General features: G+C 47.3%; 15 protein-coding genes and 3 pseudogenes. 6 read left to right on the top strand and 12 right to left on the bottom strand.

The features are described from left to right. Nucleotides 1-104 precede the first annotated feature (104 nt). Nucleotides 105-1,480 (bottom strand): annotated as a pseudogene (locus CS022_RS15120) (aspartate aminotransferase family protein). Between the two features lie 150 nt (nucleotides 1,481-1,630). Between CS022_RS15120 and CS022_RS15115 the strand changes: the two are divergent. Both CS022_RS15115 and tcdA read left to right on the top strand, forming a co-directional pair. Continuing rightward, nucleotides 1,631-2,524 carry a LysR substrate-binding domain-containing protein gene (locus CS022_RS15115; protein ID WP_235869535.1) on the top strand — a complete coding sequence of 298 codons (894 nt, stop codon included), beginning with the start codon at nucleotides 1,631-1,633 and terminating at the stop codon, nucleotides 2,522-2,524. Between the two features lie 66 nt (nucleotides 2,525-2,590). Further along, nucleotides 2,591-3,394 (top strand): tRNA cyclic N6-threonylcarbamoyladenosine(37) synthase TcdA, encoded by an 804-nt coding sequence (tcdA, locus tag CS022_RS15110; RefSeq protein WP_129122997.1) that lies wholly within the window; start codon nucleotides 2,591-2,593, stop codon nucleotides 3,392-3,394. A 71-nt stretch (nucleotides 3,395-3,465) separates the two neighbouring features. On the opposite strand, the gene phaC is transcribed toward tcdA, so the two are convergent. From phaC to CS022_RS15080, 6 genes and pseudogenes are all read right to left on the bottom strand, one after another. Further along, nucleotides 3,466-5,277, bottom strand: a complete 1,812-nt coding sequence (phaC, locus tag CS022_RS15105) for a class I poly(R)-hydroxyalkanoic acid synthase (RefSeq protein ID WP_129122996.1) — start codon at nucleotides 5,275-5,277, stop codon at nucleotides 3,466-3,468. A 60-nt stretch (nucleotides 5,278-5,337) separates the two neighbouring features. After that, nucleotides 5,338-5,685, bottom strand: a complete 348-nt coding sequence (locus tag CS022_RS15100) for a phasin family protein (RefSeq protein WP_129122995.1) — start codon at nucleotides 5,683-5,685, stop codon at nucleotides 5,338-5,340. 56 nt (nucleotides 5,686-5,741) lie between these two features. Next, nucleotides 5,742-6,955, bottom strand: a pseudogene (locus CS022_RS15095) (acetyl-CoA C-acetyltransferase). An 11-nt stretch (nucleotides 6,956-6,966) separates the two neighbouring features. Beyond that, entirely contained in the window at nucleotides 6,967-7,707 is a 741-nt protein-coding gene (locus CS022_RS15090; RefSeq protein ID WP_129122994.1) for an SDR family oxidoreductase, read from the bottom strand. 538 nt (nucleotides 7,708-8,245) lie between these two features. Further along, complete coding sequence (gene csdE / locus CS022_RS15085) at nucleotides 8,246-8,668, bottom strand: cysteine desulfurase sulfur acceptor subunit CsdE (protein ID WP_129122993.1); 423 nt, start codon at nucleotides 8,666-8,668, stop codon at nucleotides 8,246-8,248. A 26-nt stretch (nucleotides 8,669-8,694) separates the two neighbouring features. Continuing rightward, on the bottom strand, nucleotides 8,695-9,915 hold the full coding sequence (locus CS022_RS15080) for an aminotransferase class V-fold PLP-dependent enzyme (RefSeq protein ID WP_129122992.1): 1,221 nt from the start codon (nucleotides 9,913-9,915) through the stop codon (nucleotides 8,695-8,697). 379 nt (nucleotides 9,916-10,294) lie between these two features. Here CS022_RS15080 and CS022_RS15075 point away from each other — a divergent pair, with 379 nt between their 5' ends. From CS022_RS15075 to rlmM, 4 genes and pseudogenes are all read left to right on the top strand, one after another. Then, on the top strand, nucleotides 10,295-11,200 hold the full coding sequence (locus tag CS022_RS15075) for a transcriptional regulator GcvA (RefSeq protein WP_129122991.1): 906 nt from the start codon (nucleotides 10,295-10,297) through the stop codon (nucleotides 11,198-11,200). Between the two features lie 96 nt (nucleotides 11,201-11,296). After that, nucleotides 11,297-11,840, top strand: a pseudogene (locus CS022_RS15070) (alpha/beta family hydrolase). Further along, a complete protein-coding gene (locus CS022_RS15065; RefSeq protein ID WP_129122990.1) occupies nucleotides 11,840-12,214 on the top strand; it encodes a DUF423 domain-containing protein in 375 nt (124 codons plus the stop codon). The pseudogene CS022_RS15070 and the gene CS022_RS15065 overlap by 1 nt, the downstream one beginning before the upstream one ends. A 127-nt stretch (nucleotides 12,215-12,341) precedes the next feature. Continuing rightward, nucleotides 12,342-13,409, top strand: coding sequence for a 23S rRNA (cytidine(2498)-2'-O)-methyltransferase RlmM (gene rlmM, locus CS022_RS15060; RefSeq protein ID WP_129122989.1), 1,068 nt, complete (start codon nucleotides 12,342-12,344; stop codon nucleotides 13,407-13,409). 48 nt (nucleotides 13,410-13,457) lie between these two features. On the opposite strand, the gene CS022_RS15055 is transcribed toward rlmM, so the two are convergent. The 5 genes from CS022_RS15055 to CS022_RS15035 form a co-directional block, all read right to left on the bottom strand. Beyond that, complete coding sequence (locus CS022_RS15055; protein ID WP_129122988.1) at nucleotides 13,458-13,919, bottom strand: hypothetical protein; 462 nt, start codon at nucleotides 13,917-13,919, stop codon at nucleotides 13,458-13,460. Nucleotides 13,920-13,954: 35 nt separating this feature from the next. Continuing rightward, a complete protein-coding gene (gene xni, locus CS022_RS15050) occupies nucleotides 13,955-14,734 on the bottom strand; it encodes a flap endonuclease Xni (protein ID WP_129122987.1) in 780 nt (259 codons plus the stop codon). A gap of 69 nt (nucleotides 14,735-14,803) precedes the next feature. Further along, nucleotides 14,804-16,174: a nucleotide 5'-monophosphate nucleosidase PpnN gene (gene ppnN, locus CS022_RS15045; RefSeq protein WP_129122986.1), complete on the bottom strand. Its 1,371-nt coding sequence runs from the start codon at nucleotides 16,172-16,174 to the stop codon at nucleotides 14,804-14,806. Nucleotides 16,175-16,353: 179 nt separating this feature from the next. Beyond that, entirely contained in the window at nucleotides 16,354-17,922 is a 1,569-nt protein-coding gene (locus tag CS022_RS15040; protein WP_235869534.1) for a GGDEF domain-containing protein, read from the bottom strand. A 109-nt stretch (nucleotides 17,923-18,031) separates the two neighbouring features. Then, nucleotides 18,032-20,302: a tetratricopeptide repeat-containing diguanylate cyclase gene (locus CS022_RS15035; RefSeq protein WP_129122985.1), complete on the bottom strand. Its 2,271-nt coding sequence runs from the start codon at nucleotides 20,300-20,302 to the stop codon at nucleotides 18,032-18,034. Between the last annotated feature and the right edge of the window lie 40 nt (nucleotides 20,303-20,342).

The following is a 20,342-nucleotide window of genomic DNA, read 5'->3' as shown; positions in this document are numbered from 1 at the left end:
TTAGCTTATACAACATTATTGCTAATTCCATCTAACTTTTTGGGCCGACAGAAGTTTTGACCTTGTGCTGACATAACCGAGCGAGTCTGTAGCAGGCTCATTTTTCATAGAGCTTTCTTATCTTCAACTGTGTCCCGATGGAGAATAGTTTGACCAATAACATCCATCAGTGCACTGTCGAGTGCTTCGGCGAGACGCTGGACGAGTAAATCTATTTCATTAAGACTAATGATATAGGGAGGGGCAAGCAGTATGTGGTGTCCTTCTTTACCGTCGATTGTGCCAGCCATTGGGTAGCACATAAGACCTCGATCCATGGCAGACTGCTTTATCTTTTTGTGAAGTTGCGTTGAAGGCGGAAACGGTGTCTTAGTCTTGGTGTCCTGAACCAGCTCAATGCCCCAAAACAAGCCTCGCCCCCGAATATCACCAACGTACATATGATGACGAAATCGTGTCAACAGTGTTGCCGACAGATACTTTCCCTTATTTTTCACCTCGTCCAGAATGCCAGTGCTGAGCGCATCGAGTGTTGCATTGGCTGCCGCACAAGCTATCGGGTGTGCGAGAAAAGTATGTCCGTGTTGAAAATAACCGCTGCCATTGGCCAGTGTGTCGTATATGTTGTCGCTCAACATGACGGCACCCAGTGGCTGATAGCCGGCCGCCAGCCCTTTTGCGAGTGTAACGATATCCGGCACGATATCCTCTTGCTCAAAGGCGAAAAATGTCCCTGTTCTTCCAGTTCCACACATTACCTCGTCGAGAATCAGCAGTATGTCGTATTTGTCGCAGACCTTTCTCACGGCTTTGAAATATCCAGGTTCAGGTGGAAGCACCCCTGAGGTGGCACCTACGACGGTTTCGGCGACAAAACCGATGACGGTTTCAGGGCCTAGCGCCAGAATTTCGTCTTCAAGCTCTTTGGCGAGTCTCTGAACATAAGCTTCTGGCCGTTCGTCAGAGGCCAAGCTCGATAGCGGTAACAGGGTGAAACGAAAGAGGAGGGCATGAGAAGTGATTCAAACTGCTGCCGCCGCCACTGGTTTCCGCCCACCCCCAATGCGCCGAGCGTATTGCCATGATAGCTCTGACGCCGTCCAATGAAGTGCGTGCGTTCAGGCTGACCTCTCTCGATGAAATATTGACGTGCAAGCTTTAATGCTGATTCGACGGCCTCAGAGCCGCCACTCACAAAATAGGCATGATTCAGTGACTCAGGGCTGAATGACACTAATTTAGCGGCGAGCTGCTCTGCGGGCTTAGAGGTAAAAAAACCTGTATGAGCAAATGGAATACTTCGCGTTTGTTGTTCTATTGCTGCAATAACCTCTGGGTGGCTGTGCCCTAGACATGAAACGGCTGCACCACCGCAACCATCAAGGTAACGTTTTCCTTCATCGTCAATCAGATAGACACCGTCACCAGCTACCACGGTTGGTAGGGTTTCATGGCAGTGCCTATGCAGGATATGGGTCATTATTGTTCCTTGTTTTTACAACGTGAGGGGAGAGGGCATATCCGAGTGTTGCTGATTAGTATGGTGCGGTTGAAAAATAAACAGCAAACGATAAAAATTCAGAGAGTATTCATTTTTTTCATAGTGCGTATTTTAACTTGGAGGTCGAAAGTGACGACGGCATATCCACCACTAAAAACGTTGAAAACATTTATCGTGGCGGCACAGGCGGCCAGTTTTTCTCATGCAGCTCAGCAGCTAAACATCACTCAGAGCGCAGTCAGTAAGCAGATTTTGCAACTAGAGAGTTTTCTTGGCTGTCCGTTATTTGAACGTGTCGGGGCTGGCGTGGTCATCACCCGTGCAGGGAAACGATATTTACCTTCAGTCATTAAAGCGATGGAGACACTGCAGTATGCCACAGCAGATGTGATTCAAATGGCAGCAACCCACGTTCGTGTTGAGATGTCTCTTCCTCCCTCTATGGCCAGCTTATGGTTGATCCCGAGATTACAGCAGTTATCTAAGGACTACCCGGAAATTGAATTGGTGATCAGAGCCACGGTGACTGGCGCCGCTGTGCATGCGCTTGATTGCGACATTGCGGTACATTGCTTGCCGATGAACTCTGCCGATGAACAACTGGAATGTCTGCGTGAAGAAAATTTGCAGCTGGTGGTCGCCAAAGAGCCGTTTACAGAGACTCAAGGGGATATCGAAAAGCTGCGCAACATGAAGTCGCTGTTCCACGCAACAAGGCCACAGTTATGGCAGCAATTTTGGCTTCAACATGATGATACGGTGACGCCGGACTATGGACCGGGGTTTGAACATTTCTTTATGGCTCTTGAAGCGGCAAAGGCGGGAGTGGGGATGGCACTGATCCCAGATTTTCTTGCTGCCAGCGCGATTAACGAAGGACAGGTAGTAAATCCTTCAGGCATGAGCCTTCGAAGCGGGTATGGCTACTTCATGTTTTGCCCCAGTTATAAACGTCGAACGCCAGCGCTGGAAAACTTCATCGAGTGGATGAAGCTCTCACTCCAACATACCATCATTGAATAGACATTTTCTGAGCAAGCGAGTATAAACCGCATGTCCTAAAACCGAATGAAACACAGAGCAAATACTATGACGACGTCGACTCCTTCAGCATCAGAAAGTTATCAGCAGCGTTTTGGCGGCACCCGTCGACTCTACGGTGCGAATGAGTTAGAGATCTTGCGTCAGGCTCACATCTGCGTAATTGGCATTGGCGGTGTTGGCTCATGGGCTGTTGAGGCACTGGCGAGAAGCGGTGTTGGCAAGTTAACCCTGATTGATATGGACGATGTTTGCGTCACCAATATCAACCGTCAAATTCATGCTATGTCAGGAACGGTTGGACAGAGCAAAATCGAGGTGATGGCTGAGCGTGTAAAAGCCATTAACCCTGACTGCCAGGTTGAGCTCATTGATGATTTCATTGATGAGAACAATATCCCTGAGTACATCACCAAAGAGTTTGATTATGTTCTAGATGCGATAGACAGCATCAAACCCAAGACTGCTCTATTAGCCTACTGCAAACGCAACAAAATAAAAATTATTACGGTTGGCGGAGCGGGTGGTCAGGTTGACCCTACGCAGATTCAGGTGGCCGATTTGACCAAGACCATTCAAGACCCATTGGCGGCAAAACTCAGGAATAACCTGCGTCGTTTTCATAATTTCACCAAGACCAAAGGCCGTAAGTTTGGCATTGAGTGCGTGTACTCGACTGAACAACTGAAATATCCACAGCCTGACGGCACAGTGTGCGAATCAAAAGCGAGTGCTGATGGTCCAAAACGAATGGATTGTGCCAGTGGTTTTGGTGCTGCGACCATGGTGACGGCAACCTTTGGCTTTGTGGCGGTGTCCCGCATTATCCAAAAATTGACGATGAAAAAGTAAACATCATCGACGGAGAGAGACAAAAAAAGCGCCGCATTACGCGGCGCTTTGATATTTATAATCCCAGAAGATTAAGCTGTTGCTTCAGCGTCTTCTTTGGCTTGCGGTTGACTTTGGGCAACAGGTAGAACCTGCTTCACATAGTCACCTGGCGCATTGCAAAGCACCGGCAGTGCTGCCGAACCTTGTTGGTAAGGATCAACTTTCTCTTTCGGGTTATATGCCGACAACCATTTGTCCCAGTGCGACCACCAAGACCCCTGATTGTGCTCAGCGCCTTCGAACCACTCTTCAGCTGTATCGGACAGGGTTTCATTTACCCAATATCCGTACTTACCTTTCGCAGGGTGGTTAACGATACCAGCAATGTGGCCTGACTCGCCAAGAACAAATGTCTTATTACCGCCGAGGTTTTGCGCACCACGGTATGTGCCTTGCCAAAGTGCGATGTGATCTTCCTTGGTCGAAATAAAGTAGCTAGGTACTTTAATCTTGTTCAAGTCAATCCAAACACCGCCCACTTTTACCCCTTTTTCGCGAACCAGTTTGTTCTTGAGGTAAAGTTCACGCAACAGGAAGTTGTGGCAGCTAGATGTCACGTTTGTGCTGTCACTGTTCCAATACAGAAGATCGAAGTCTACCGGGCTGTTGCCCTTGAGGTAGTTATCGATGTAGTAGTTCCAGTAAAGGCTATTCTCTCGCAGCAAGCTGAAAGTGACACTCAGAGAGCGGCCATCCATGTAGCCTTTCGCTTCGTTTTGAAGCGTCATGGCGTCTACAACGTTCTCGTTGATGTAGGCTCCGACTTCGCCTGGCTGACTGAAGTCCAGCAGTGTTGTGAAGAACGACGCTGATTTGATGCGTGCTTTCATGCGCTTCGCTGCATAGTAAGCAATCGTTGTTGCCAGTGCAGTACCACCGATGCAATAACCCGCAGCATTAATTTGCTGTTGGCCAGTGATGTCTTCAATCGCATTGACGGCTTTTACCACGCCTTCTGTCACGTAATGTTCGAAGTCAATGTGGCGCTGTTCTGCAGACGGGTTTCTCCATGACATCATGAATACGCAGTGGCCTTGTTCAACCAGCCAGCGAACCATGGAGTTCTTCTCGCGTAAATCGAGAATATAGTATTTGTTGATGAACGGAGGAACAATTAACAGTGGCGTTGCATTGACCTTTTTGGTCAGTGGACGGTATTGAATGAGCTCAAACAGCTCATTGCGAAATACAACGTCACCCGCCGTGTTCGCCACGTCTTCACCAACGCGAAATGCGTTATTGTTTGTCATACGGACTTTAAGAATGTCCGCACTTGACTCCATATCTTCATGGAGTGTCTCGAGGCCTCTCAGCAAGTTCTCGCCGTTCTTCTCGAGTGTTAGCTTCAGAAGCTCAGGGTTGGTGCCAATGAAATTACTTGGCGACATTGCATTGATAGCCTGACGTGAGAAAAACACGAGGCGTTCTTTTGCTTTATCGTCGAGCCCTTCAACGGCATTGATGGTATCCAGGAAGCTGCGTCCGAATAGGAGATAAGACTGCTTGATGAAATTATAGAATGCATCATCTTGCCAGCTCTTGTCCTGAAAGCGTTTGTCATCTTTCTCGGGACTGACAATATCTTGTTGGTTGGCTTGCAGTGCAACGTTTTGCCATATTTCGAGTTGTTTTTGCCACCACTGCATTTGTACTTCGAGCATGGCCGCAGGCTGCTTAGCTGCATTTTCCATGAGTTTGGCAGTATCTTCGATACTGATCTCTTGCATCGCTTTGCTAAGCGGTGAGTTTACGGCTGCCTTGCCCTGCTCAAGATCCAGCCACCATTGCTGGTTACCCTCTTGGAGTTTTACAAGGTAGTCCGAGAAGAAGTTTTGAAACATGAGTAAACCCTCTTGATCGGAAACTAAACCACCCTGCGGGCGCAGGGTGGTGGACCTAAATTATGCCGGAGTAGCAGCCTTCAGGTTTTCAGTAGTCATGTGATCAAGTTCGTCTTTGAACTCTTTAGCAACGTTTTGCAGCTTGTTGCTGTCGTCGATCAGCTGTTGAGAAAGCTGAGTCATTGCAGCCATTTGTTGACCAGTGAATGCAGTTAAAGACGTCACATCTTTAACATCGCTTGCAGCTTTCAGCTGAGCCAGGCCCATTTCGCTGTAAGTGCGCATTGCATTCAGTTGAAGTTCAGTCAGTGTTTCAACGTTCTTAGTAACCAGCTTGTTGAATTTAACAAATGGTGCCAGGTTCTTTTCAGTTTGCTCTGAAAATGTTTTGAACATTTCTGTGTACATGGTGTTTCTCCTGAGTATTTGTATTGCGTGCAAGGGATAATTGGTAAAGCTTCGTTTTACTGATCTTCTACACGTTTAAGGACAACGGCTGTTCCCATACCACCACCGATACACAGTGATGCGACGCCATAAGTGCCTTGGCGTTTCTCCAGCTCGTGGACAAGGGAAACAAGAATACGGTTGCCTGACGCACCCAGTGGGTGACCCAGAGCGATAGCGCCGCCATTAACGTTTGCTTTTTCTAGGATGCTGTCTGGTGATACGCTGTGCGTGTCAGCCAGTTGATGAACAACGCCCAATGCTTGCGCAGCGAAAGCTTCATTCAGTTCGAAAAGATCCATGTCACCGATAGCGAGTTCCGCTTTTTCAAGTGCTTTGGTTACTGCGCCAACTGGCCCCAGTCCCATGATTTTTGGATCCAAGCCAACTTGTGCATAGCTGGTGATTTCAGCAACAGGCTTCAGTCCAAGACGCTTAACCGCAGATTCTGATGCCACAACAACAGCACTCGCACCGTCGTTCAGGCAGATGCATTACCTGCAGTGACTGTGCCTTCACGGTCAAATGCTGGACGCAGTTTTGCCAGACCTTCAACAGTACAATCTGCTTTCGGGTACTCGTCGGTATCGAAAACAAAAGACTTACGACGTTGCTGAACTTCAACTGGGATGATTTCGTCTTGGAAGCGACCCGCTTCAACGGCTGCAACGGCTTTTTGTTGGCTGTTACGCGCGTATTCATCTTGCTGATCGCGGTTCAGGCCCACTAATTCAGCAACGTTTTCGGCTGTCACACCCATGTGGAAGTTGTTGTAAACATCGGTCAGACCATCAGCAATCAGCAGGTCTTTCATTGCTACATCACCCATTTTCTGTCCCTGACGCATAGAGCCAGATACTGCAAATGGAATCTGTGACATGTTTTCAACACCAGCAGCAACGACAAGCTCAGCATCACCACTACGGATGTGTGAAACCGCGTCCATCACTGCTTTCATACCACTACCGCAAACCATGTTGATGCTGTATGCAGGCACGGTTTCTGGCAAGTCTGCAAAGATAGCGGCCTGACGACCAATACCCATGCCTTGACCAGCACTTACGACGTTACCAAGGATCACTTCCTCAACGTCATTGCCTGATACATTGGCTGCTTCTAGTGCACCTTTAATTGCCACAGCGGCAAGCTTGCCCGCTGGTACGTCTTTCAGAGAACCTGTGAATGCGCCGATTGGGGTGCGTTTAGCGGCAACGATATAAACCTTTTCCATTTCCATACTCCTTAGTTCATGTACAAGCCGCCGTTGACAGAAAGCGTCTCGCCTGAAATGTACGCGCCTGCGTCACTTGCCAGGTAAGACACCGCTGAAGCAATTTCATCTGGGCGAGCCAGTCGCTTCATTGGGATCTCGCTTTTGATAGATTCCAGAACCTCTGGGCGCATCGCTTCAACCATTGGGGTTGCTGTATAACCCGGCGCAACCACGTTACACGTTACACCTGAGCGCGCACCTTCGAATGCCAGTGCTTTCGTGAAACCAATCATCCCTGCTTTGGCGGCAGAGTAGTTAGTTTGCCCGAATTGACCTTTAAGTCCATTAACTGAAGAGATGTTGATCACGCGGCAGTTGCCTTTCTCGCACATTGCTGCAAAAAGAGGCTGAGTTACGTTGAAAAGGCTGTTGAGGTTGGTGTCAATAACGGCACGCCAGTTCTCTGGAGCCATTTTTTTGAACAGGCCGTCACGGGTGATGCCAGCATTGTTGACCAGAACGTCGATGGTGCCTTCTTCTTCGAGAAGTTTTGGTAGTTTAGCCAGACATTCTTCAGTGTTGGTGACATCCAGTTCGAACAGTTTTACATCATCATGCGAAAACTGCTTTTCTTCGAACCATTGCTCAGCACATACGAGGTTACCAGTGAAATAGGTAGCGATGACACGATAGCCGTCTTTGACTAACTGCTCAGTGATTGCAGAACCGATTCCACCTTTAGAACCAGTGATGAGCGCGAGTTTTTTCATTTTTGACTCCATTCTTAGACAACAAGCGTTAGTAAGTTGACCGAACCGATATATCCAAAAAATTAGACATATTTCAGCAAAAAAATTTTGGGTATTTCGAGGTCTGTCACCTTAATTGTTATTGGGGAATAACTTAATTCTTTTCTGTTATGGTTGTGTGACTGGCTGATAAAGATACTGAAATTTTTTTTTCAAGGCAAAAGGAAAGGGGAGTAATTACCAGAAACAAGACATAGATCGTTTTATGACCACTCATTGTTAACTTGTTGTTAAATGCTGGATCTTAAAAGGTTTTTTAGCTTTCGAGTTGCTGGGAATTGATCGGTATGAATATTTTAGGCCTTTTGAAATAAAGCCTGTAGGGAGGTTTGTTCGTATTTTGGCAGGTTGGATTAAAAAAGGAAGTTTAAGCGTTTTTTATTTGTATCTACACTGTTTATTCGGGTTTAAGGTGGAAATTAAAATATAAATATGTGTATTGTTAATTATCCACCTCGTGAAGTTCACTCGTTGTTTTATTAATAAGGTGGTGCCGAATTTATAGACTTTTTATGAACTGGACAATGGCGTTTAATCCATTGCTTCTGGATTCACTAAGGTGGCTGAGCAGGCCCAGTTGATGGAAGTAGCTCTGAAAATCAAACGATGATAACTCTTGTGATGACTTTCCTTCACTTGCAGCCAACACGACAGCCAGCAAGCCTTTAACAATCCTCGCATCAGAGTCGGCGGTAAAGTGATAAACGCCATTTTGTTCTGTGTGTAGCAGCCATACTTGGCTTTCACAGCCTGGAATCGGAACACTGGATGACTTCGCGTTGTCATCCAACGAGGGTAGACGTTTTCCCCACTTGATGAGTGTGCGATATCGGTCTTCCCAGCCTGCTGTTTTTGACAGAGTTTCAATTACGTCATCAGACGATATTTCACTTCCAAAAGGATGTGAGGGTAATACGGTCATAAAGATCTCTTTCGATTGTTTCTGGGTTACAGTATGTCGCACGCTTTTTCTAGCGCCTCTAAACACTGTGTTACTTCTTCGGCGGTGTTGTATATCGCCAACGATATACGGACGGTACCAGAGAGGTTTAGTGCATCCATCAATGGGTGAGCGCAGTGATGACCAGAGCGGGCCGCAATTCCTTGTTGATCAAGCAACGTAGCAATATCAGATGGGTGCACACCGTCCATGACAAACGATAAAATGCTGCTGCCCGGCTGGTACCCAATAATGCGGATGTCTTCGAGCTTACTCAGTCCTTCATATAACTGTCGTTGGAGATTAGATATGTGTAGTTCTGCGTGTTTTAGATCAATTGCTTGATACCACGTAATTGCCTCGGCCAATGCAATTGCGCCAGCAACATTGGGTGTACCTGCTTCAAACTTGGCGGGTGAGCTGGCGAAATCTGTTCCTTCAAAAGACACTTTCTCGACCATTTTGCCACCGCCATGCCAAGGAGGCATGGCATCAAGTAATGCTTTTTTGCCATACAGCACACCGATTCCAGCTGGTGCAAAGAGTTTATGGCCAGAGAATACATAAAAATCAGCGCCAAGATCTGTAAGATCGGGTGTTTCATGCACGATGCCCTGCGCGCCATCGATGACGGTAATTGCCCCAATGCGATGTGCTGATTGAATGATCTCTTCGATAGGGTTGCGTGTGCCCGTGACGTTATTGATATGGCAGACGGCAACCAGTTTGGTTTTGTCTGAGAGCCTTTCGTAAAAAGCCTGCATATCGAGCTGACAGGTCTCGCGAACAACGGGGATTTTTACCACTTCAGCACCGGTTTGCTCTGCCACGAGTTGCCACGGCACAATGTTCGCGTGATGCTCCATTTCACTCACCAGTATTTCATCCCCCGGTTGCAATGAGTTTCTGGCGCAGCTCTGGGCGATCAGATTCAATGCTTCAGTGGCGCCCCGAGTCCAGACAATGGTGTCTTTACTAACGTTGAGAAAATCAGCAACTGTCTGTCTGGCATTTTCAAAACGTTGGGTTGAGGCACTGGTAAGCGAGTGACTACCGCGGTGAACGTTTGCTTGTCCCCCTGAGTAGTGGTTATTAATTGCGTCGATAACACAAGCTGGCTTTTGAGAAGTTGCCGCGCTGTCGAAGTAGATCAATGGCCTGTCGTTGACGGTGAGTTGCAACGAGGGAAACTGAGAGCGGATCAAATCGACATCAAAGGGCTGACTCATGGTGCTAACGCTTTACACTTTTTGTTATAGATTACGCGATGATCTCTCTTATATCGCGCTAACTCAAGTAAATTGTCGATACTGGGATGATTGCGGAGAGGGGGATAATTTTTACTAAAAGAAAAAAGCACCGAACAAAGGGTTCAGTGCTAAATACTTGATGGTCAAAAAGACCAAATAAATCAGGAAGTGTGACAGTAAATACTACTATCAATCCGGTAGGCCGGAAAAAATTGCAAACACAACATCGCTACCAAGCACAATTAACGGAATGAATCGTCATCTCAGCGGCGTGGTGCAACTATAGGTTGTAACGAGAACCGGAACAACGGACAATAAATAATGTTTCGCATAAGAAAACCTAATGTAAAGGTATGGTATGGCCAGACGACTTCCTCCACTCAACTCCCTGCGTGTTTTCGAAGCTGCAGCGAGACACCTTAGTTTTACTCGAGCCGCTGAAGAGCTGTTTGTTACACAAGCTGCAGTAAGTCATCAAATCAAAGCACTGGAAGAATTCTTAGGATTAAAATTATTCCGTCGACGAAACCGATCACTTTTACTGACTGAAGAAGGCCAGAGCTATTTTCAGGACATCCGTGACATCTTTACCTCTATCTCTGACGCCACGAGTAAAGTGTTGGAGCGAGGGAGTAAAGGGGCGTTGACTATCAGTCTTCCGCCAAGTTTTGCTATTCAATGGTTAGTACCAAGGTTGGCTGATTTTAATAACCAGCACCCGGAAATTGATGTCCGAATCAAAGCGGTGGACATGGATGAAGGATCGCTGACAGAAGATGTCGATGTCGCGATTTATTATGGTCGCGGAAATTGGCAAGGCGTACGCTGCGATAAGTTGTATCAGGAATGTCTGCTGCCTGTTTGTAGCCCAATTCTGATGGACGGTGAGAAGCGTCTTGAATCATTGGCTGACTTAAAAAATCATACGCTGCTCCATGACAGATCGAGAAAAGACTGGAAAGCGTTTGCCCGTCATCACAAGCTCACTATCAGTAACGTTAATCATGGGCCTATTTTCAGCCACTCGACAATGGTATTGCAGGCGGCTGCATTAGGAAATGGCATTGCTCTTGGCAACAATGTTTTGGCCCAACCTGAACTGGATTCAGGGCGTTTAGTCAGGCCGTTCGAAGATGTATTGGTCAGTAAAAACGCCTTTTATCTGGTTAGTCAGGATAAAGACGCGGAATCAGGTCGTGTCACAGCGTTTCGAGATTGGATTTTGGCAAAAGCAGCCTCTGAACAAGAAAGTTATTCCCAGTAATTAAGGTAAAGATTAACGATGGCTGAGGTACTGATAAATCACCCGGAGGGTGATGCTAACTACACCTTTATTTTTGCACATGGCGCGGGTGCAGGAATGGATCACGAGTTTATGGAAAGTATGGCGCTGAGGCTCGCTGAGCAGGGAATAAAAGTGATCCGATTTAACTTCCCTTATATGGAAAAAAGAATGATTGATGGCAAGCGACGCCGCCAGACAGAGCACCAAAGCTGCTTGATGCCTTCAATCAGGTGATTGATGAACATGGCGATGGCAAGGTCGTTATTGGTGGTAAATCAATGGGTGGGCGAATGGCCAGTCACCTTACTGAACGCGATGATGTGTTGGGTGTGGCATGCTTGGTTTTCCTTTTCATCCACCGGGTAAACCAGAAAATGACAAAGGCGAGCACCTTACGGCTGTTGAAAAGCCACTCCTGATCTTGCAAGGCGAGCGAGATACCTTCGGTAATCAAACAGAGCTCACTGACTACCCGCTGTCGGCCTCATGTCGCCTGTCTTTTTTGCCGGATGGTGACCATAGCTTGAAGCCGAGAAAAGCATCGGGGCATACAGAGGAGGGCAACAGGCAGCTGGCTGCGGAGCAGTTGAGTTCGTTCATAAAGGGAGTCTATAGCTGATGAGAGCGACGAAAATCATTGCGCTTGGCTGCGTGTTTAGCGCTTTGTCTGTGATGATCGGTGCGTTTGCCGCACACGGTTTGAAAGCCCACTTGTCAGACTACTCTTTGTCGATTATTCGGACTGGGGTGCAATACCAGTTTTGGCATTCGTTGGCGCTCCTGGCATTGGGCAGTGTGCTCTTACGTATTGATGCGCCGCGTCTTATATTGAGCGCTAAGTTGCTGGTAGCGGGAATCGTCTTTTTCAGTGGGAGTTTATACGGTCTTGCCTTGACTGGGGCTAATTGGTTAGGCCCTATCACGCCAATCGGTGGCGTATTTTTTATTGCGGGATGGTTGATTGCGGCCTGGAGTCTCTGGCGTCACGAATAAGAAATAACATTGCTGTGTAAGACATGAAGAAGGCTTTGAATTGGTTTGGTCGGAAAGCTTGAGCTTGTCGGTCACCTCAAGGATAATGGCGCGTTATTTTTTCCACCGCATCATAAGGCGTGACGTCGTGAACCAGATTTTATTGTATTGCCGTCCTGGCTTTGAAAAAGAATGTGCTGCTGAAATTCAGGACAAAGCCACAGCGATTGAAGTATTCGGCTTCCCCCGCACTGAAAGAAACTCTGGTTTCGTGCTTTTCGAATGTTATCAGAAAGGGGATACAGAAAAGCTCGTGAACGATCTTTCGCTGACATCATTACTGTTTGCCAGACAGATGTTTGCGGTGGTGGGACAGTTCAGTGATTTGGATCCGGGTGATCGTATTTCGCCTTTGCTGACGGTAGCCGATGATTTGCCAAAGTGTGGCGATATTCGTGTTGAAACCCCTGATAACGACAGCGCCAAAGAGCTGTTGAAATTCTGCCGCAAGTTCACGGTGCCGCTTCGTCAGGCGATGCGTAAACGTGGTGTGATGTTGGCAAAAGATAACCCGAAAAAACCTGTGCTACATGTTTGCTTTACTGAGCCTGGCTGCTGTTTTGTTGGTTATTCGCTGACAACCAATAATTCATCCCATTACATGGGTATTCACCGCCTTAAGTTTCCCTCCGACTCACCGAGCCGTTCTACGTTGAAGCTGGAAGAGGCGTTCCATGCTTTTATTCCAAAAGACGAATGGGATGAGCGCTTAGCCCCCGGTATGTGGGCGGTAGATTTGGGTGCTTGCCCGGGCGGCTGGACCTATCAGCTGGTAAAACGCTCCATGTTTGTTCACGCGATTGATAACGGTTTGATGGCCGATAGCTTGATGGAGACTGGTCAGGTTAAACATCATGCCGTTGACGGGTTCAAGTTTGAACCACCGCGTAAAAACGTGACTTGGTTGGTGTGTGATATGGTTGAAAAGCCATCACGAGTTGCGCAGTTGATGGGACAGTGGATCATCGATCGGTGGGCTAAAGAGGCAATTTTTAACCTGAAACTTCCGATGAACCGTCGTTATGAAGAAGTGAAAGAGGATATTGAAAACCTCAAGCACTTCCTGATTGAGAATGGCGTAAAGTTCGACATCCAAGCTAAACATTTATATCACGACAGGGAAGAAGTGACCGTTCACCTGAGACGCACTAACTGATTTCGAGAAACTCTGTCCGGTCACCTCTCAGCTTGAGCTGTGGCCGGGTTACTCCATTTTGATTCTAAATCTCGCCATAAACACGATAACGGCATCAGCCTGATCACCGACAGCTGGGATGGCCATCAGACTCAGGCCGACAGGACCGGTATACCCTTTTACATAAGGTGCGACGAAAGGTAACAGATCTGGATATCGCCCTATTCCACCGTATCCGTATGCCGCTCCCACCTTTACACCAACCCACAAATGATCATCAATCAAAGGGTGCTGAAAGTTGATATCACCAGCATAGCTTCGTACACCATAGCTATTAATAAACGTCATCAACTCGACATTTTTAAAGCCGATCCCTATTGCATTGTGTTCTTCGTGAAACTGCGATTTCGCATTCACGTGGTGTGATACAGCATCAAGCACAAATTCAATTTCACTGGCTTTTGGTGCGGCAGCAAAATAAAAAAGGGCAGCGGAGAAAGCGATTAATTTTATTGATAATTTTAATATCATGTCTCAATAGTAGGACATGATATTATTTTTACGAGTTAACTCTCGTTATTTTTGTTGAATCTAATATCTTGCAGGTTGAATCCAAGAACAACATCAGTCTTGAGTGTGGCGACCTGTTTGCAGTTCACTGCTAGCTCTTTCTGGCCATCTAATTTTTTTTGCCACTTTGTGGGAATATCTTCCGCACTGAATACTGTGTCCAATGTGCCATAAGTCTGGAGCAAAGACGATGCAGTTTTTGGTCCGATACCTGGCACGCCGGAAACGCCGCTTGAGCTAATACCCACCAAGCCCCAATAATCAGCCAGTTGTTCTGGTTTCACAGAGAACTCTTTTTCAACAAAGGGGGCATCCAACCATCGTTGCTGAAAGTAGTCACGAATTCTTATCATAGGGTGTAGAAGCTGACAGTATCCTTTGTCTGTTGAGACGATGGTGACCTGACCTTGTTTTTCCGCCACTTTACTTGCCAGCGTGGCAATCATGTCATCGGCTTCATCACCACTGGATAGAAGAGAATCGATATTCATTGACCAAAACGCATCCTGAATGGTATCAAGGCCTTCTGCTAGCGCCTCTGGCATCGGTTTTCTGCCTTGCTTGTATTCTGGAATCAGTTCTGCCCGCCATCCTCTGTCTTGCCCAACATGATCGAAAACGGCCACCATATGGGTCGGCTGCGTTGATTTGATTATTTTTCTCAGTGCCTGACAACAAACCTGAGCAGTTCCAGCAATATCTTCAGGGTTGGGTTGTACCGCATGAACACGTCGGATGAGGTTCATGGCATCAATGATCACGAGGTTTATAGTCATGAAAGTGTCGATTTCAAAAAGAATGGCCAGTTAAGGCCATTCTAAAGGGATCATAGGGAAATGAAAGGGTTAGCGTTTCCCGTTGTCCTGCACAATTTCATAACAGGGAACGTAAGCTGTGCCCGGAAGTTTCATCCGTTGTTGCTCAACGAAACCGCGCAATAGCTTATCCATTTTCTTCATCAAGATAGCATCACCGTTAATTTTGAACGGACCGTTACGCTCAATCTCTCGAATACCTTCTTCTTTAACATTACCCGCAACAATGCCTGAAAATGCCTGTCGGAGTGCAGAAGCAAGCAGTTCTGGTCGCTGATTCATGTGAAGGTCAAGGTTAGCCATATTCTCATGTGTCGGCTCGAACGGTAGCTGGAACTCCGGCGCGATCTTCAAAGACCAGTTGTAGGAGTAAGAATCCCCGGTCGCCTTTCTGTGCTCCTTAACCGCGGGCATTCCACCTTTAATCAGTCTTGCGGCCTGAACTGGATCACCAATAACAATTTCGTAGTATTTCGTTGCTTCCTCACCAAGCACATCTCGGATGAAATCATCAATGACTCGGAAATAGCTGGCGCTTTCTTCTGGCCCGGTCAAAACAACTGGCATTGGCTGATCAGCATTTTCAGGATGCATCAGGATACCAAGGAGATAGAGCAATTCCTCTGCTGTCCCTGCACCACCGGGGAAGATAACAATCCCGTGAGCCATGCGGACAAACGCTTCAAGGCGCTTTTCAATATCAGGCAGGATCACTAATTCGTTAACAATTGGGTTTGGTGGTTCGGCTGCAATAATGGAGGGCTCTGTGAGACCTAAGAAGCGGCTTTCGGTGATCCGCTGTTTGGCATGACCAATCGCGGCACCTTTCATCGGGCCTTCCATTGCGCCCGGCCCGCATCCGGTACAGATACAAAGCTCTCGCAGCCCCATTTCATGGCCAACTTCACGGGTATATTGATACTCAGTCTGGTTGATTGAGTGTCCGCCCCAGCACACAACCAGATCAGGATCTCTCCCCGGGAGCAAGACCTTGGCATTACGCAGAATATCAAAGATCAGGTTAGTGATGTGGTTTGAGTTCGTCAGGTTGAATACACTGGCGTGCTCTAATTGTACGTTGACGTGAACGATATCCCGCAGCACAGAAAACATGTGCTCTTGAATACCGCGGATGATTTTGCCATCAACAAATGCATGCTCAGGGGGATTTGTGAGTTCAAGTTTGACTCCCCGCTCACGACGCATAACACGGATATCGAAGGTGTTGTATTGTTCGAGTAACTCTTTTGAACTGTCAGTGTGGCTACCAGAATTAAGCACCGCGAGCGAACAGTTGCGGTACAAGCGGTAGAGATCACTTTTGGCAGTGTTTTTTAGACGATCTACTTCTAGTTGAGACAGAAGATCCATGGCCCCGACCGGGCTGATATGAGTGATCATAGTCACCTCCTGTGAAGGTCAAACACACGTCAGAGATAATGAAAAGACCTCATTAAAAATCAGTGTGTTAATTAACCATACACACGGAAATGCACTTTGACCAGCCGAATATGAGATCTGCTCCTCACTATACTGCGAAGCTATGAAAGAATATGCGCTTTCTGTGGTGACAAAGAGGTTTACAGCCAGACGACTTGATCGCGTCCGTATGACTTAGCAGTAGAGAGGGCTGTGCTAACACGTTCCTGCATGATTTCAGGGTTGTCTTTATCTCTAAAGTGGCTAACACCGATGGAAACGGTGACTTTTATTCGCTCACCATTGCATTTAAACGGTAATTTAGCGACGGTCTCACAGAGAGTCTGGAGTGCGCGCTGAATATCATTTTTGTCAGAATCTGGGATCAGGACAATAAACTCTTCACCACCAAAACGGGCGATGAAGTCCGTTTTCGATACAGACTGGTGAATGGTGCGGGCAACAACTTGTAAAATTTTGTCGCCCACGATGTGCCCATAATTTTCATTGAGCTGGCGGAAGTTATCGATGTCGACCATCGCCATAGACAGAGGCGTCTGATAGCGAAGCCAGTTAGTGTACTCATGGTCGAGGCGGGTTTTCAGCGCATCTCGGTTATACACCTTTGTCAGAGGGTCGAGCAGTAACTTGCGCTCTTGTTCGCCGAGTCGACGTCTATGCTCTGTGGTTTCCTGAGAAAGTACTGCCAGCTTCTGCTCTGAATTCTTGAGCTGACCAATCAGACGCTCTTCCCGTTGCTCCATTTGCAGGTTCAATCTGGACAGGGAGGCTAGTTTCTCTGTGAGTCGAAACAGTTCGGGTCTGGCTTCTTCCAACGTTTTAAACCTATCGAGGCCGTTATTGATCGCATTGGCTGCGCTGGCAAGCTCAACACGCATTTTCTCTCGCTGCTGGATCAACGAGTTCGCCTGCTCAAGCGCAATCCCGGTATGACTCGAAAGCTCAGACAGGTCTTTGTTGAAGCGATTCAGCAGTGCTTTCGACCCGTCTCTTTCCTGCTTAGTACCTGTGAGGATAAGCTGCATGGCAGTCAGTGTCAGCTCAAGCAGTTTTTGCGGCTCTGGACTTAACATCAGCTGCTTGCGGATATCCAGAAGCTGCTGCCCTGATGTTCCCTCAAAGTCGAGGCCACTGATTAGTGTTTGAAGCTCTGAGGATAATTGATGGAATCGGTCAATATCATGCTGACTGTTTGCCAGATCTTCAGGTTTCTGGATAGACAGCAGTCTCACTGCTCTATCATACAACTTGAGCATTTCTGTCACAGCGTGATGCCGAAGATAGCCCTCACTTTGCAGTGAATCCATCACTTGTCTAACATCACGCTTCAATTGAGCTGGAAGATTAAACAACGACTTGAGGTGTTCAGCACAGGCTGCAATTTGATCCGCCAGCGCTTTTTGATGGGAGTCTGTCTCATGCTGATACTTGATGACCGCGCGTTCAGCGATAGCCAGTTGTGGTATCAGTAAGCTGATATCAGTTTGTGTGTCGATGCTGTGTTTAATTTCCCGGAGGATGTGTGTCTGTGAGGAGTTTTCTTTGCTGTGTGACGCGATAAGACGGGACAAGAGCCGTTTAAGAATGGTGGTTTCCCGCCGCGATTTTAAAGATAAATCCCTGAATGCGAGTTGCGCGTGTTCCAGCTGCATATCGGAGGGCAGCTTATCATCAACGGGATGAATTGAAGGAAATTTCGCTGGATGCATCTCTTAACCAAGGGAATATGCCCATATTGGGCGGTTTCAGGTATAGCTTCTCACGACAGTAACTAAAATCTCACTTGTGATAAAGGCGGAGAAGTGTTTTATCAATTATTCAGTGGTAAATTTTCTCAGAACCGTGAACCATCTGCCAGTTAATGCTGTCGGTTGAGGAGGTTCTGACTTTTACCAGCCCTGAGCTGATGCACTCCAGACAAGCTTTTCGGATGTCAGTATTGACGAAACTTGCCGCTGGCGCAGACTCAATGGCACTCAGGTGAACCCATTGGCTTTCCGTGTCATCGATACCGAGTTGGTGCGAGGCACTGGTCGCCATTAGCAAGATGTCCAGAAGGTCCTGATCATTGATGGTGGTATACGCTCTCGGGACAAACGGATATTCCGCCATACCAATCGTTATCCGGCTATCAATGCCCGGATTGCCGAGCTGTTCAAGGAAGCTTTCAATGAGTCCTTGCACTTTATCGGCAAGAAGCGACGGTTCTTGATTGCTATATGCCTGCGGTTCTATCAAAACGAACATATTGTCAGAAAAATGATAAATTCGGGACGGCTCGACGACTTTGGTTCTGAGAAAATCGCCAAGTTGGCGCTCCAGCTTAATACCTTCTTGATAGCCGTATTTCAAATGAATCGTTTTTAGAAACGGGACTTCAAACATTGCGAAGCGTAATCGATCACTGAGCGGTTCGTGGATCATTTCGCCCAGATACCATTGCTCAAAGTGTGCGTTACTTTTTTCAAGCGAACTGGGGAGTCGCTCATTGAGCATTCTCAAGTTTCTGAGCCCGCTGTGAGGGTGCGTGTAGTAGTCTTTTCTTAGCTCACTGAGCTGTTCACGACGATAATTAGCAGAGCGGTGCCTTAGCACTAGCAACACCAACAGGACACAAAGGCTTGCGAACAGGAAGTAGTTAACTTTCTTTTGTTCAAGCAACGAATGCTCGCTCTCTTCCTGACGTCTTTCGATATCTTCAAATTGCAGCTGGCGTTCAATCACTCGCTCACGTTGCTTGAAAGACTTTGCTTCCTGCAGTTGCTGTCTGTCACGATCACGCTCTGCCAGCTGGTCGAAGCGGCGTTGGATCAGCAGTGCCTGATAATAGTCGCCTTTCACCTCATAGCCAAAAGACAGTTTCTTCAGAGCACGTGCTAACAGTTTTCTATCGCTTCCCTTCTCGACGATATTAACCGCCTGATTAAGCACTTTGATGGCTTCATCGACTTTTTGAAGCTCCATCGACAGCTCACCTTGTAGAATGTAAGCCTGTGCCAGCCTTGAAGGCTCATTAGCGGCAATCGCAGCCGCAATTGCATCAGAAACGTATTGCTCAGCTAGCGGATAGTGCAACAATTCGAGATAGGTACTGGCGATAGCCACTTTGATGGCTGCTTGCTGACTGAGTCGGCCAAGGTCTCTTTCAATATCTAGCGCATTGAAATAGTGCACCAGGGCAAAATTATATCGACGTTGACCTTCGTAGATGCTGGCAAGTAACCGTTGCGCACGAGATAGACCGCGCATCAACTTAAAGTGCTCATAAAATTCGGCAGCCTGATTGGCATGAAGGAGCGCTTTATGAAGTGCACCACGTTGTTTATAGAGTTCCGCCAAGTTGATATTGGTGGTTGCAATATCAGCGACAAATTCGTTTTCACTGGCGATCCAAAAAGCGCTTAAAAGCTCGGATAGGGCTTTCTCATATTGTTGTTGGGACAGGAAATATTGCCCCAGTTGGATTTGTAGGCGCACTTTAAGCTGTAAATTTGGGTCGTTGCCGAGTTCCTGCTTTGCAGCGTCAAACTGTGCAAGGATGACATCTTCCTGCTCTTTTTCTGACAGGATATTGGCTTTCAGCAGGGCGGCTTCAAAAGCGAGGTCCGATTGAACCACTGAGCGGGTTCCTCTCGCCGGTAAGCGTTGCTGTAATTTATCGAGGAGAAGTAGGGCCTCAGAGTGATTATTGGCCAGTTGGAATTTGAGCAACGCTTCGGTGTAGATGAGATCGACCTGTGTCGAGACAAGGTTGTTTTTCTCTGACATTTGACGCGCCTGCTCAAACGCCTTCCACGCTTCACCTGGGTTACCGAGAAGGCTATAGGCACGAGCAATGATCAGATATGCATAGGTAGAATTAAGCGGTGTTCTGATTGTCCTGTCGGTTTCGTTGGTGGCATGAGGGCGTTTGGGGTTTAGGGATAAACGGCGCTGATCAAGAAAGCTCTGAGTCATTTTCAGGGCTTTATCAGGGGCTGTTGTCAGCATATCTTCCGCTTCACTCAATACCGGCGCAGAGTAGGGCCTGGCTAAAATACCCGAGCTGAAAACCAAAGAAATGAGAAGAACAAAGATCCCTAAACGCATAGTGATTATCTTGTAGCCCTAGTGTTGTTAAAGGGACGGC

Origin of the sequence: Veronia nyctiphanis, from assembly GCF_004116385.1 — a bacterium.
In the GTDB taxonomy this organism is placed as follows: domain Bacteria; phylum Pseudomonadota; class Gammaproteobacteria; order Enterobacterales; family Vibrionaceae; genus Veronia; species Veronia nyctiphanis.
The sequence above is the reverse complement of the archived record's forward strand: the minus strand, read 5'-3'. Positions and strand labels throughout refer to the sequence as shown.